This window comes from Pseudomonas sp. RGM2987 (assembly GCF_022952855.1).
Lineage (GTDB): Bacteria > Pseudomonadota > Gammaproteobacteria > Pseudomonadales > Pseudomonadaceae > Aquipseudomonas.
The window spans coordinates 18,340-30,793 of the sequence record NZ_JALJDX010000160.1; the positions used below are offsets into that span (position 1 = coordinate 18,340).

The 12,454-nt window shown below is 60.8% G+C and carries 12 protein-coding genes and 1 pseudogene; 4 read left to right on the forward strand and 9 right to left on the reverse strand.

Annotation, left to right across the window (positions count from 1 at the left end; genetic code table 11):
• Positions 1 to 128 precede the first annotated feature (128 nt).
• A complete protein-coding gene (locus RGM2987_RS07350; RefSeq protein WP_245139440.1) occupies positions 129 to 1,130 on the forward strand; it encodes an OmpA family protein in 1,002 nt (333 codons plus the stop codon).
• A gap of 128 nt (positions 1,131 to 1,258) precedes the next feature.
• Positions 1,259 to 2,476: an argininosuccinate synthase gene (locus RGM2987_RS07355; protein ID WP_215004087.1), complete on the forward strand. Its 1,218-nt coding sequence runs from the start codon at positions 1,259 to 1,261 to the stop codon at positions 2,474 to 2,476.
• Positions 2,477 to 2,767: 291 nt separating this feature from the next.
• Here the strand turns inward: RGM2987_RS07355 and RGM2987_RS07360 are convergent.
• A pseudogene (locus RGM2987_RS07360) lies at positions 2,768 to 3,025 on the reverse strand (hypothetical protein); the annotation flags it as partial.
• Between the two features lie 476 nt (positions 3,026 to 3,501).
• Here RGM2987_RS07360 and RGM2987_RS07365 point away from each other — a divergent pair.
• Positions 3,502 to 4,128 carry a response regulator transcription factor gene (locus RGM2987_RS07365; RefSeq protein ID WP_245139441.1) on the forward strand — a complete coding sequence of 209 codons (627 nt, stop codon included), beginning with the start codon at positions 3,502 to 3,504 and terminating at the stop codon, positions 4,126 to 4,128.
• Between the two features lie 55 nt (positions 4,129 to 4,183).
• On the opposite strand, the gene RGM2987_RS07370 is transcribed toward RGM2987_RS07365, so the two are convergent.
• The 8 genes from RGM2987_RS07370 to metG form a co-directional block, all read right to left on the reverse strand.
• The gene (locus tag RGM2987_RS07370; protein WP_245139442.1) at positions 4,184 to 4,366 is read right to left on the reverse strand and encodes a hypothetical protein; all 183 of its coding nucleotides are present in this window, start codon (positions 4,364 to 4,366) and stop codon (positions 4,184 to 4,186) included.
• Between the two features lie 107 nt (positions 4,367 to 4,473).
• Entirely contained in the window at positions 4,474 to 5,112 is a 639-nt protein-coding gene (gene nth / locus RGM2987_RS07375; RefSeq protein ID WP_245139443.1) for an endonuclease III, read from the reverse strand.
• Positions 5,109 to 5,642 (reverse strand): Rnf-Nqr domain containing protein, encoded by a 534-nt coding sequence (locus RGM2987_RS07380; RefSeq protein ID WP_245139444.1) that lies wholly within the window; start codon positions 5,640 to 5,642, stop codon positions 5,109 to 5,111. Before RGM2987_RS07380 ends, nth begins: the two co-directional genes overlap by 4 nt.
• Positions 5,635 to 6,246 (reverse strand): RnfABCDGE type electron transport complex subunit G, encoded by a 612-nt coding sequence (locus RGM2987_RS07385; RefSeq protein WP_245139445.1) that lies wholly within the window; start codon positions 6,244 to 6,246, stop codon positions 5,635 to 5,637. The genes RGM2987_RS07380 and RGM2987_RS07385 overlap by 8 nt, the downstream gene beginning before the upstream one ends.
• On the reverse strand, positions 6,243 to 7,229 hold the full coding sequence (locus RGM2987_RS07390; RefSeq protein WP_245139446.1) for an RnfABCDGE type electron transport complex subunit D: 987 nt from the start codon (positions 7,227 to 7,229) through the stop codon (positions 6,243 to 6,245). Before RGM2987_RS07390 ends, RGM2987_RS07385 begins: the two co-directional genes overlap by 4 nt.
• Complete coding sequence (gene rsxB, locus RGM2987_RS07395) at positions 7,216 to 8,217, reverse strand: electron transport complex subunit RsxB (RefSeq protein WP_245139447.1); 1,002 nt, start codon at positions 8,215 to 8,217, stop codon at positions 7,216 to 7,218. Before rsxB ends, RGM2987_RS07390 begins: the two co-directional genes overlap by 14 nt.
• Entirely contained in the window at positions 8,214 to 8,786 is a 573-nt protein-coding gene (locus RGM2987_RS07400) for an Rnf-Nqr domain containing protein (protein WP_245139448.1), read from the reverse strand. Before RGM2987_RS07400 ends, rsxB begins: the two co-directional genes overlap by 4 nt.
• Before the next feature lie 129 nt (positions 8,787 to 8,915).
• Positions 8,916 to 10,961 carry a methionine--tRNA ligase gene (gene metG, locus RGM2987_RS07405; protein ID WP_245139449.1) on the reverse strand — a complete coding sequence of 682 codons (2,046 nt, stop codon included), beginning with the start codon at positions 10,959 to 10,961 and terminating at the stop codon, positions 8,916 to 8,918.
• Between the two features lie 325 nt (positions 10,962 to 11,286).
• Here metG and apbC point away from each other — a divergent pair, with 325 nt between their 5' ends.
• Positions 11,287 to 12,381: an iron-sulfur cluster carrier protein ApbC gene (apbC, locus tag RGM2987_RS07410; RefSeq protein ID WP_245139450.1), complete on the forward strand. Its 1,095-nt coding sequence runs from the start codon at positions 11,287 to 11,289 to the stop codon at positions 12,379 to 12,381.
• Positions 12,382 to 12,454: the final 73 nt, after the last annotated feature.

Below are 12,454 nucleotides of genomic sequence, written 5' to 3' on the forward strand. Positions count from 1 at the left end.
GCTATCAAGTTCTGGCCCAAGCGACCGATAGCTCCTACAGGTGTGCCACGAATCCGTGGAGCGCCAGGGACCTGCGTCATACGCTCAGCGGGTGTCGATCTTTGTAATGAAAGCCAGTGGAGCCGCCCGTGCGCCAGCGTTATCTAGCCCTGCTCAGTGTGTTTGCCAGCCTTCCCGCGATGGCGCTCACTTTCCAGACCCGTCTGGAGAGCATTGAGTGGACGGTCGAAGGTGACAAGTTCGAGTGCCGGTTGAGCCAGCCGATCACCGATTTCGGCAGCGGCGAATTCGTGCGTCGGGCGGGCGAACAGGCCACGTTCCGCCTCAAGGCGTATAACCCGATGCTCGGTGGCGGTTCGGCCACCTTGCTGGCAGCGGCTGCGCCCTGGCAGCCAGGGCGGGGCGACATCAACCTGGGTTCGGTCAGGATCGGCAGTGGTGATGTGCTGTTCAACAGCTCCCAGGTCCAGGCGGGCCGGCTGATCAGCGGCCTGATGGAAGGCCGCAGCCCGGTGGTGCGGCGCAACACCGAAGACGGGCGGGTTTCGGAAGTCCGTCTGTTGCCGGTGCGGTTCAACAAGGCCTTCAGTGACTATCAGGGTTGCGTGGCGAAGTTGTTGCCAAAAAATTTCGAGCAGGTGAAAGAAACCCAGATCGGCTTCCCGGGCGAAGAAGTCGAACTCGATGCCCGGGCCAAGGCGCAGTTGCAAGTCATGCTCGACTTCATCAAGGCCGACCCGAGCGTCAACCATGTGGAACTTGACGGTCACTCCGACAACAGCGGCAACCGCCTGACCAACCGTGAACTGTCGCGCCGCCGGGCCTTGGCGGTGCAGGAGTTCTTCAAGGCCAATGGTTTCCAGGAGTCGCAGATTACCGTGCGCTTCCATGGTGAACGATACCCTCTGGCACCCAACACCAACGCGGCCAACCGGGCGAAGAATCGCCGCGTGGTCGTGCACCTGGCGCGCGTCGCGCCGACCGAAGTTCCGGCGCCCGCCGTGCAAACACCCGCGCCCGTGCCCCAAGCCACGCCACCTGCGACTCCGGCTAAGGCACCGGCACCGGCTGCGGCTCCGGCCAAGACGCCTGCCGCGACGTCCGCGCCTGCCACGGCGCGTACGACTTGATTCGATTTTGATCGTCGCGCTCTCGACATAATCTGTCGCTTCGTCGTCATAAGCTGTCGCGCCTCTGTAAATTATCCGCGCTGGACGTTAGACTTCACGGCTTTCCGTAGAACCCGTGGAGTGATGGCATGGCGGACGTAAACAAGGTCGTTCTGGCGTATTCCGGCGGCCTGGACACTTCGGTGATCCTCAAGTGGCTGCAGGACACTTATAACTGCGAAGTGGTGACCTTCACCGCTGACCTGGGGCAGGGCGAAGAAGTCGAGCCTGCACGCGCCAAGGCCCAGGCCATGGGCGTCAAAGAGATCTACATCGACGACCTGCGCGAAGAGTTCGTCCGCGACTTCGTGTTCCCGATGTTCCGCGCCAACACCGTTTACGAAGGCGAGTACCTGCTGGGTACTTCCATCGCCCGTCCGTTGATTGCCAAGCGCCTGATCGAAATCGCCAACGAAACCGGCGCCGATGCCATTTCCCACGGCGCCACCGGCAAAGGCAACGACCAGGTCCGCTTCGAGCTGGGCGCCTATGCCCTCAAGCCCGGCGTGAAGGTCATTGCCCCGTGGCGTGAATGGGACCTGCTGTCCCGTGAAAAACTGATGGACTACGCCGAGAAGCACGCGATCCCGATCGAGCGTCACGGCAAGAAGAAATCCCCGTACTCGATGGATGCCAACCTGCTGCACATCTCCTATGAAGGCGGCGTGCTCGAAGACACCTGGACCGAGCACGAAGAAGACATGTGGCGCTGGACCGTCTCCCCGGAGAAGGCCCCCGATGCCCCGCAATACCTGGAGCTGACCTATCGCAACGGCGATATCGTCGCCCTGGACGGCGTGGAAATGAGCCCGGCCACCGTGCTGGCGACCCTGAACCGCATCGGCGGCGAACATGGCATCGGTCGCCTGGACATCGTCGAGAACCGTTATGTCGGCATGAAGTCCCGCGGCTGCTACGAAACCCCGGGCGGCACCATCATGCTGCGCGCCCACCGGGCAATCGAATCGATCACCCTGGACCGCGAAGTGGCTCACCTCAAGGATGAGCTGATGCCCAAGTACGCCAGCCTGATTTACACCGGTTACTGGTGGAGCCCTGAGCGCCTGATGCTGCAACAGATGATCGACGCTTCCCAGGTCAACGTGAACGGCGTCGTGCGCCTGAAGCTGTACAAAGGCAACGTGATCGTGACCGGGCGCAAGTCCGATGACTCGCTGTTCGATGCCAATATCGCGACCTTCGAAGAAGACGGCGGCGCCTACAACCAGGCCGATGCGGCCGGGTTCATCAAGCTCAACGCCCTGCGCATGCGTATTGCGGCGAACAAGGGTCGCAAGCTGTTCTGATCCTGACGCTTGAAAAATCGGCCTGCCCTGAGCAGGCCTTTTTTTTGGCGAGCCCTTTTGTGTCGCTCATTCGTCCTGTCCGGCGGCTGGGATATCTGTGCTGCGGTAAATGACATGAACGATGACGTCGGCGTGCCCCGGGGCTTGCCTTGAACGTGCTGCCCGACTGGTTTCGCACCGGCTGCACAGGATGCAAACAGCCGGTTGAGACTTGCATCTGCATCGATGGTCATCTTCCGGCCTTTCCTTGACCTGATTTGTCCGGCGCAATATGCGTTTACGCCGGAGGGTCGAGTCATTCATGCTTTTTATGAAGTGTTTGCTCTTGCGAAAATCCGAGGGTGAATACAACGATCGATGATTGAAGTTGAGCGTGATAAAGAAAAGCAGCAATAGGTAAAAAGGGAAGCTGATCAGGAACCAGACATAGCATTCGCGATCCTGATCATCCAGGAATGGCAGAGAAACCGCCGCAGAAGTTTCGGATAAAGTTGCAAATATAGCGATAAGGGTCATGGGGTTGGTGATGGTCTTCGAAGATTTTCTCATGGTAAATGCTCATAAGTATTCGTGCTCTGATTAAATTGGAAGTTCGGTGGTGTGGTGGTTGGCAAAGTATCGGTTGGGTAATAGGGATGGCAACGACAGGCGTCGGTTATTTAGCCTGGTTACAGTTGTTTTTATATGAATTTTGCTTCGGGAAGAAGCAGGGAAACGCTGTTGTCAGCCTATAAATGAGTAACTCATTATGAGCGCAATGGTTCTCATTGGCCTGCTTGCCGAGGGTGTGGGGATGAAAGAACGTACGATGGAGGGCTTTTGCAGGGGCATGGAGAAACGCAGGCTTCACATGATAAACAAATTCGTGACACATATTTTCTTGCGGAATTCGTAGGAATTTTCTGTATAGCTTGTAGGTTTCGTCTCTCGGTGCGAGCGGTCAGGGGGGGGCAGCATGCCAAGGTTGAATTGACTAGGCTATTGTGCGTGCTCTAAAAATTCGAACAGCGAAGTTGGATTTGCCCATGAATAAAGTGCTGATCGTGGATGATCACCCCGTCATTCGTCTTGCTGTACGTTTGCTGATGGAGCGCCATGGTTATGAAGTTGTTGCCGAAACCGATAATGGCGTCGATGCATTGCAATTCGCTCGTGACCTTGCTCCCGATATCGTCATCCTCGATATTGGTATTCCAAAGCTCGACGGGTTGGAGGTGATAGCCCGTCTGACCTCTATTCCTACATCAATGAAGGTGTTGGTGCTGACTTCTCAGTCGCCGGGCCATTTTTCAATGCGCTGCATGCAGACGGGGGCGGCCGGGTACGTGTGCAAGCAACAGGATCTGACAGAGTTGCTGAGTGCAATAAAAGCAGTACTGTCCGGTTACAGTTATTTCCCCAACCAGGCGCTGCACACGGTGCGTTCGAGCCTGGGTAATGCCAGCGAGTCGGATATGGTGGATCGTTTGTCGGGGCGGGAAATGATGGTCCTGCAACAACTGGCGCGGGGGAGAACCAACAAGGAAATCGCTGACGGAATGTTTTTAAGCAACAAGACTGTCAGTACCTACAAGACGCGCCTGTTGTTAAAACTCAATGCCCGCTCATTGGTCGATCTGATCGAGCTGGCGCAGCGTAATGGGTTGGTGTGAGTTCTTCGGACACGCGTACACACTAAAAAGCCTCCATCAGGGAGGCTTTTATGTGTCAGAGATCAAAGTCGTAATCGGCCAACTGCTTCTGCAAGCGGCGCTCTTCCAGCAGGTTGTCAATGGTGCGGCGCTTGCTCAGGTTGGTCTTCGCCACTTCTACGACTACCGGTTCCACGTCGTCGGTTTCAACGGCGATGAATTCGTCTTCTACATCCAGTTGTTCTTTGCCAGCACTCATGGGTTCGACTCCAGGCTAAGACTGCCATTGGCGCTCCTTATATCGATAAACCAGAGGCGGGTAAAAAAGATTTTTTCAATCGACGGATCAATAAAAGCAATAGCGTCTCAATCGTCGGAGGTCTTGTGCTTGTATTCGCACAAATCCTCGATCCGGCAGCTGCCACAGCGAGGCTTGCGCGCCAGGCAGACGTAGCGCCCGTGAAGAATGAGCCAATGGTGGGAGTCCAGGAGAAATTGCTTGGGGACGAACTTCATTAGCTTCTGCTCGACTTCCACCACGTTTTTACCGGGGGCCAGCCCGGTACGGTTGCTGACGCGGAAGATGTGCGTGTCGACCGCCATGGTCAGTTGCCGGAACGCGGTATTGAGCACAACGTTGGCGGTCTTGCGGCCGACGCCTGGAAGGGCTTCCAGCGCTTCACGGGTTTGCGGAATTTCACTGCCGTGACGCTCGATCAGCAGGCGGCAGGTTTCGATCACGTTTTTGGCCTTGCTGTTGAACAGGCCGATGGTCTTGATGTACTCGGACAACCCTTCGACGCCCAAGGCGTAGATCGCCTCCGGAGTGCTAGCGACCGGGAATAATTTGGCCGTGGCCTTGTTGACGCCGACGTCGGTGGACTGTGCCGACAGAATCACCGCGATCAGCAGCTCGAACGGTGAGGAATAGGCCAGTTCGGTTTTCGGTTCCGGGTTGTCCTCATGGAAGCGACGAAATATTTCCAGGCGTTTTGCGGCGTTCATGGGCGCGGCGTTTCCTCGGTGGTTGAATGGGGGCGGGCGGCAGTCCAGGCTTGCCAGGCTGCCAGCAGCAGGCCGAGCAGGATAAAGCCACCGGGAGCGAGCAGGGCCAGGGGCAGGCCGTTGCCGAGTAGCTCACGCAGGGCACCCAGGCTGAGCATCGACAGGCCAAACAGGCCGGCCAGCCTGAGTTGCGCTGGCCAGCGGGATTCGACAAAGAATCCCTGCTGTTCCAGTGCCACGCAGCTCAAGGCAATCCAGCCAATATAAATGTTCAGCGATCGATACAACTCCAGCGCCCAGGCCTGGACGGCAAAGCTTGTGCAAGTGCTAAGGGTCGCAACCAGTACGAGGCTGGCGAGCAGGCGTTGGTCGGTCGTCAGGCGGGGCCGAAGCAGGCTCATCGTCAGGCCGTAGCCAAGGATGACCATGGCCCAGGCCAGCCATAGCCCCAGCGCGCCGGCCAGCGAATCGCTTGCGCCGATCAGCGCAACGAGCAACAGGCCGCGTGTCAGCCACGATACCCTATTCATCCGACGCTCCCTCAGTCAGTTGAGCCTTGTGCTCGTCGAAGTAACGCAGCGCGTCGTGAACGGCCTGCAGGACAGCCCTTGAGGTCACCGTCGCGCCTGCCAGTTGATCGAACTGCCCCTGGTCTTTTTTCAAGGCCCAGCCGCTGTCGTCAGGCGTCTTGCGCGAGTGACCGGTGAAGGTTTGCAGCCAGGCGTTCGGCCAGCCGGCAATCGCCTCGCCCAGCCCGGGGGTTTCCGTCTGGTGCAGGGTTTTCACCCCGAGCAACCGTCCCTGCGGGTCAATGGCGACCAGCAATTCGATGCGCCCTTCGTAGCCCAGCGCTTCACTGCGCAGCAGCACGGCGCTGGGCCGGCCGTTGTGTGTCGCGAGGTAACCGTCCAGCAGGGTGCTATGAGCCAAGACCACTGGCGCTGCCAGGACAGCGTGCGCCAACGGCTGATTGTCATAGCGCTCAGCCGGTAGCACCTCGAGCAAAGACTTGTCCGCGACGGCTTGCCGCTGGGCCTCGATGCGGCCAGCGGTGCCGAGGTGCATGAGGTAGGTGGCACCGATCCCCAAGCCGGTCAACAGCAGCAGGATTGCAACGCCAACGGGGTTCTTCATGTCGGCTGTCGCCTTTGTCGTGCCTCGGCCAGCCGGTCCAGCGCAGGCACGCCGAGGTTCATCAACAGCACGGCAAATGCCACGCCGTCCGGGTAGCTGCCCCAGGTGCGTATCAGGTACACCAACAGCCCCACGCCGGCGCCAAACAACAGGCGAGCCAGGGGCAACCTGGCGCCGGAGATCGGTTCGGTAACGATGAAAAACGCGCCGAGCATGGTGGCGCCCGTGAACAGATGAAGCAGCGGTGAGCCATGGGAGTCCGAGCCCGAACCGTTCCAGCACAACAGGCTGATAACGAACAGGCTTGCCAGCATTCCCACCGGCGCATGCCAGGTGAATACCCGTTGTTGCAGCAGGAACAGGCCACCGGCCAGGAACGCCAGATTGACCCATTCAATGCCTCGGCCGCCGAAACGCCCGAACGCCGGATGGTGGGCGAACAGTTCGTCGATGGTCAGGCTGTTGTTTATTCGCAGGCTGTCCAGCGCGGTCGCTCCGGCCCAGGCATCAGGTGCCGAATGAGTGCCGAACACCTGTTGCAGGCCTTCGACCAAGCCCATGCCGTGTGGCACCGGCCATTGGCTCATATGCGCGGGAAACGCCACCAGCACCAGGGCGTAGCCGAGCATGGCCGGGTTGAACGGGTTGGTGCCTACACCGCCCCACAGATGCTTACCGAACAACAGGGCGCAGGCGGTGGCCGTGACGCCCAGCCACCATGGGCAGTACGCGGGCAGCGCCAGGGCCAGCAGCGTGGCGCTGACCCACGCACTGCCATCGCCCAGGCCCGGGGACAGAGGCCGACCGCGCAAGCGCAACACCAGCGCTTCCGCCGCCAGCGCCGTGACGCCACACAGCAACAGATTGAGCGCCACACCCCAGCCATAAAACCACAGCAACGCCAGCACCCCGGGGAGCGTCGCCAGCAGCACGCGCCTCATTGCCTGGCGCAGCCGCTCGTCCACGGACTCAGGGAGCGCCATGCTCGTCCACCAGGCGTTCGGCGTCTTGCACCGCTTGTTCCAGTGTCTGCAACTGTTCGTCAGTGGCGGCAGCAGTCCGGGCTTTGCTGAGTTCGGCACGGCGCATCGCCAGTTGAATCTTTGCCCGTTTCAACTCGGCGCTTGGCGCAGGCGTCGGAGCCGCGACAGGCTGTGGGGTGCTCTCCAGCTGTGCCAAGGCCTGTTCCGCGGCTTCGTACTGGCGCTGGAGCACGATCAACTGCGACTGCTGCTCAAAGGTCGGTGGATGGCCGAACGCCTTCAACGACTTGTTCAACTGCGCGCGACTCATTGCCAGATCGACCTTGGCCTTTTTCAAGGCCGCATCGGCGGTGTCGGCTTTTTGCGCCCGTACCCGCTCCAGTGCTGCCTGTATCGGATCGAGCGATTGCGCTTGCGGCTGTGCTGCGCGTTGGGCGCGGGCCAGACGCTCGGCTTGACGCTGTTCTTCCTCGCGACGCAGGCGTGCGTTGCGCTGTTCGAAGCGCCACCGGGCGTGATCACGCTTGGCGGCGCGAGCCTGCTGTTGCTCGGCACTAAAGGCCAGCCCGCCCACGACCGGTACAGTCGCATCGGGCAACGGGCGCATTTCGATGCAATCGACCGGGCAGGGGGCCACGCAAAGGTCGCAGCCGGTGCATTCATCGGTCAGCACGGTGTGCATCAGCTTGGCCGCGCCGACAATCGCGTCCACCGGACAGGCCTGGATGCACTTGGTGCAGCCGATGCACTCGGCTTCGCGGATGAAGGCGATCTGCGCCGGGGCTGAGCCGCGGCTGGTGTCCAGTTCCAGCACCGGCACTTGCATCAGGCCAGCCAGGGCCTCGATGGTCTCGCGTCCACCGGGCGGGCATTTGTTGATCGGTTCGCCCTGGGCAATGCCTTCGGCGTAAGGCTTGCACCCGGGGTGGCCGCACTTGCCGCATTGGGTCTGTGGCAGCAGGGCATCGATGCGTTGAATCAGACTCATGTTTTGACCAGCCCGCGTAAACCAAGAAATGCCACGGCCATCAGGCCGGCGCTGATCAGCTGAATCGGCAGGCCCCGAAAGGCCGGGGGAATATCGTTATTGAAAGTGCGCTGGCGCAGATCATCGAACAGGCTCAGCACCAGCCAGAAACCCAGTCCGCTCCCCAGGCTCAACGTCATGGCGTGGCCGAGGCCCTGGTCATCCTGGCTGTTGAGCAGCGTGACGCCCAGTATCCCGGCGTTTCCCAGCAACAGCGGCCACAACCCATCGAACGGCAATCCCGGCAGCCACCGGGCCAGCGGGCGCAGCAGCGGGCCGATCAGCAGCACGCTCAAGGGCAGCCATACGAGCAGGCGCAGCGATGTCAGGTCCAGCGGGGCCAGGAGCCAGTGATCGATCAGGTAACCCAGGGCGCCGACAATCAGCATCAGGCCGGTTGTCGCCACGCCCAGGGCGTGTACCTGTGTCCTTCCCCTGGTCACCAGCAGCGGATCGACGCCCAGCGGCCAATGCAACACCAGGTTGTTGATCAGGGCTGCGCTGAATACTGTGAGGACGATGTCGGTCATGGGCGTGTGGCTGGTAAATGGCCTGTTACAAGATTAGGCATTATCCGGCACGCGAGACCCGTGGGCCAGATATGAAAATCCCACAGCCACCGGTGAGGTGGCTGTGGGATCGGTGCAGCGCGAGTCGCGTTACTTGATCCGCTGACCCGGCTTGGCGCCACTGTCAGGGCTCAGCAGGTAGATTTCCTCGCCGCCAGGGCCTGCCGCCATCACCATGCCTTCGGAGATGCCGAACTTCATTTTCCGTGGCTTGAGGTTGGCGATCATCATGGTCAGGCGACCATCGAGCTTGGACGGGTCTGGGTAGGCGCTCTTGATGCCGGAGAAGACGTTGCGTTGCTCGTCGCCGATGTCCAGGGTCAGGCGCAGCAACTTGTCGGCACCTTCGACGGCCTCGGCCTTGACGATCAGCGCGACGCGCAGGTCAACGGCGGCGAAGGTGTCGAACTCGATTTCCGGCGACAGTGGGTCCTTGACCAGCTCACCGTTGCCGGCGGGGGCGCCGGTGTCGGTCTGGCTGGCAGCCAGGTCTTCCTTGGATGCGTCGGTCATCGCCTGCACCTTGGTTGCGTCGATACGGGTCATCAGCGGCTTGAACTCGTTCAGCTGATGGTTGCTCAGCAGGCTCTGGTGGTCATTCCAGGTCAGCGGCGCGACGTTGAGGAATGCCTCGGCATCGGCAGCCAGCTGCGGCAGCACCGGCTTGAGGAAAATCACCAGTTGGCGGAACAGGTTGATGCCCAGGGCACAGATCGCCTGGACTTCTTCCTGCTTGCCTTCCTGTTTCGCCAGCGACCAGGGCGCCTTGTCGGCAATCCAGGCATTGGCACGGTCGGCCAGGGCCATGATCTCGCGCATGGCACGGGCAAAGTCGCGGCCCTCATAGGCTTCGGCGATGCTCGGGGCGGCGGCGAGGAAGGCCTCGGTCAGTTCCGGCGCGGCATTGCCGGCCACCAGCACGCCGGCGTTGCCCTTGTGGATGAAGCCGGCGCAGCGGCTGGCGATGTTGACCACCTTGCCCACCAGGTCGGAGTTGACCTTTTGCACGAAGTCTTCGAGGTTCAGGTCCAGGTCGTCGACACCACGACCGAGCTTGGCCGCGTAGTAGTAGCGCAGGTATTCCGGCGACAGATGGTCCAGGTAGGTCCGGGCCTTGATGAAGGTGCCGCGGGACTTGGACATTTTCTGGCCGTTGACGGTCAGGTAGCCATGCACGTTGATGCCGGTCGGTTTACGGAAACCGGCGCCCTCGAGCATTGCCGGCCAGAACAGGGCGTGGAAATTCACGATGTCCTTGCCGATGAAGTGGTACAGCTCCGCCGTGGAGTCCTTGCCCCAGAACGCGTCGAAGTCCAGCTCCGGCGTGCGGTTGCAGAGGTTCTTGAAACTGGCCATGTAGCCGATCGGCGCATCCAGCCACACGTAGAAATACTTGCCCGGCTCGTCGGGGATCTCGAAGCCGAAGTACGGCGCATCGCGGGAGATGTCCCACTGTTGCAGGCCGGCATCGAGCCATTCGGCGAGCTTGTTGGCGACCGCGTCCTGCAGGGTGCCGCTGCGGGTCCAGGTTTGCAGCATCTGCTGGAAATCCGGCAGCTTGAAGAAGAAATGCTGGGAATCCTTGAGCACCGGCGTGGCCCCGGAAATCGCCGACTTCGGGTCCTTCAGGTCGGTCGGTGCATAGGTGGCGCCGCATTTTTCGCAGTTGTCGCCGTACTGGTCCTCGGTTCCGCATTTCGGGCAAGTGCCCTTGATGAAGCGGTCGGCCAGGAACATTTTCTTTTCCGGGTCGAAATACTGGGTGATCGAACGGGTGGCGATATGTCCGGCGTCACGCAACTTCAGGTAGATCTGGCTCGACAGCTCACGGTTTTCTTCGGCGTGAGTGGAGTGGAAGTTGTCGAAGTCCACCAGGAAGTCGGCAAAGTCGGCGCTGTGTTCAGCCTGGACGTTGGCGATCAGTTGTTCCGGGGTGATGCCTTCCTTTTCGGCACGCAGCATGATGGCCGAACCGTGGGCGTCGTCGGCGCAGACATAAATGCATTGGTTGCCGCGATGTTTCTGGAAGCGCACCCACATATCGGTCTGGATGTACTCCAGCATATGGCCGAGGTGAATCGAACCATTGGCATAGGGCAGGGCGCTGGTGACGAGGATCTTGCGTGGCTCGGACATGGGGCTCGGCTACTTGATGAAACGGAGGTCGGCCACTATAAAGCGCCGGGAAATATATTTCACCCCGCCCGCCTGTTTCCGAATTCATCCGGACCGAAACCGTGGCGAGGGAGCATGCTCCCGCTGGGTGGCAAAGCCACCCCAGACTTGTCCGCCCGACGTAGGAAATGGGTAGCATCAACGCGCTTGCGACTGCTGCGCAGCCGAGCGGGAGCAAGCTCCCTCGCCACAAGGGTGTAAGCACATCAGTAATCGGGTCGCCACAAAAGTATCGGCGGCGTAGGATAGCGGCCTTGTTTTTCCAGTCTTGCTATCGGAGTTGCCCATGAGCGCCGTCAATCGCGCAGCGGTGGAAGCCGTCCTTCGCCAATACACCGACCCCTACCTGAACCAGGACCCGGTCAGCGCCGGATGCGTGCGCGCCATCGACGTCCAGGGCGATCGCGTCAGCGTCCAGCTGGAGCTCGGCTATGCCGCCGGACTGTTCAAGAGTGGCTGGGCGCAGATGCTGCAACTGGCGATCGAGTCCCTGGACGGCGTGACGGCCGCCAAAGTCGAAATCACCAGCGTGATCGCCGCCCATAAGGCCCAGGCGCAGGTGCCGGGGCTGGCGAACGTCAAGAATGTCATCGCCGTGGCTTCGGGCAAGGGCGGCGTGGGCAAGTCCACCACCGCGGCCAACCTGGCGCTGGCTTTGGCCCGCGAAGGGGCGAAGGTCGGGATCCTCGACGCCGACATCTACGGGCCCAGCCAAGGCATCATGTTCGGTATCGCCGAAGGAACCCGGCCGCAGGTCAAGGACCAGAAGTGGTTCGTGCCGCTCCAGTCCCATGGCGTGGAGGTCATGTCCATGGCATTTCTGACCGACGACAACACGCCGATGGTCTGGCGCGGGCCCATGGTCTCCGGCGCCTTGCTGCAACTGGTGACGCAGACTGCGTGGAGCGACCTCGATTACCTGGTGATCGACATGCCGCCGGGCACTGGCGATATCCAGCTGACCCTGGCGCAGAAAGTCCCGGTGGCCGGCGCGGTGATCGTCACCACGCCCCAGGACCTGGCCCTGCTCGACGCACGCAAGGGCGTGGAGATGTTCCGCAAGGTGAACATCCCGGTGCTGGGCGTGGTGGAAAACATGGCTGTGCACATCTGCTCGAACTGCGGGCATGCCGAACATCTGTTCGGTGAAGGCGGCGGCGAAAAACTGGCGACCCAGTACGGCGTCGAACTGCTGGCGTCGCTGCCGCTGTCGATGCTGATCCGCGAACAGGCCGACGGCGGCAAGCCCACGGTGATCGCCGAACCCGACAGCCAGATTGCCATGGTTTACCAGGAATTGGCCCGCCACGTCGGCGCACGGATCGTGTTGCAGGAAGCGGCTGCGCCGGCGATGCCCAATATCACTGTCAGCGATGATTGAAAGCCATCACCCCTCAGTGTGGGAGCGGGCTTGCTCGCGAATGCGCCGGATCAGTCAACCTATCTGTTAAATG

Bases quoted from the DNA above. Each gene is read 5' to 3' on its own strand.
- RGM2987_RS07400 (WP_245139448.1), bottom strand. From the start codon at position 8,786: ATGACCGACATCGTCCTCACAGTATTCAGCGCAGCCCTGATCAACAAC.
- RGM2987_RS07365 (WP_245139441.1), top strand. From the start codon at position 3,502: ATGAATAAAGTGCTGATCGTGGATGATCACCCCGTCATTCGTCTTGCT.
- RGM2987_RS07390 (WP_245139446.1), bottom strand. From the start codon at position 7,229: ATGGCGCTCCCTGAGTCCGTGGACGAGCGGCTGCGCCAGGCAATGAGG.
- RGM2987_RS07355 (WP_215004087.1), top strand. From the start codon at position 1,259: ATGGCGGACGTAAACAAGGTCGTTCTGGCGTATTCCGGCGGCCTGGAC.
- nth (WP_245139443.1), bottom strand. From the start codon at position 5,112: ATGAACGCCGCAAAACGCCTGGAAATATTTCGTCGCTTCCATGAGGAC.
- metG (WP_245139449.1), bottom strand. From the start codon at position 10,961: ATGTCCGAGCCACGCAAGATCCTCGTCACCAGCGCCCTGCCCTATGCC.
- RGM2987_RS07380 (WP_245139444.1), bottom strand. From the start codon at position 5,642: ATGAATAGGGTATCGTGGCTGACACGCGGCCTGTTGCTCGTTGCGCTG.
- RGM2987_RS07385 (WP_245139445.1), bottom strand. From the start codon at position 6,246: ATGAAGAACCCCGTTGGCGTTGCAATCCTGCTGCTGTTGACCGGCTTG.
- apbC (WP_245139450.1), top strand. From the start codon at position 11,287: ATGAGCGCCGTCAATCGCGCAGCGGTGGAAGCCGTCCTTCGCCAATAC.
- RGM2987_RS07370 (WP_245139442.1), bottom strand. From the start codon at position 4,366: ATGAGTGCTGGCAAAGAACAACTGGATGTAGAAGACGAATTCATCGCC.
- rsxB (WP_245139447.1), bottom strand. From the start codon at position 8,217: ATGAGTCTGATTCAACGCATCGATGCCCTGCTGCCACAGACCCAATGC.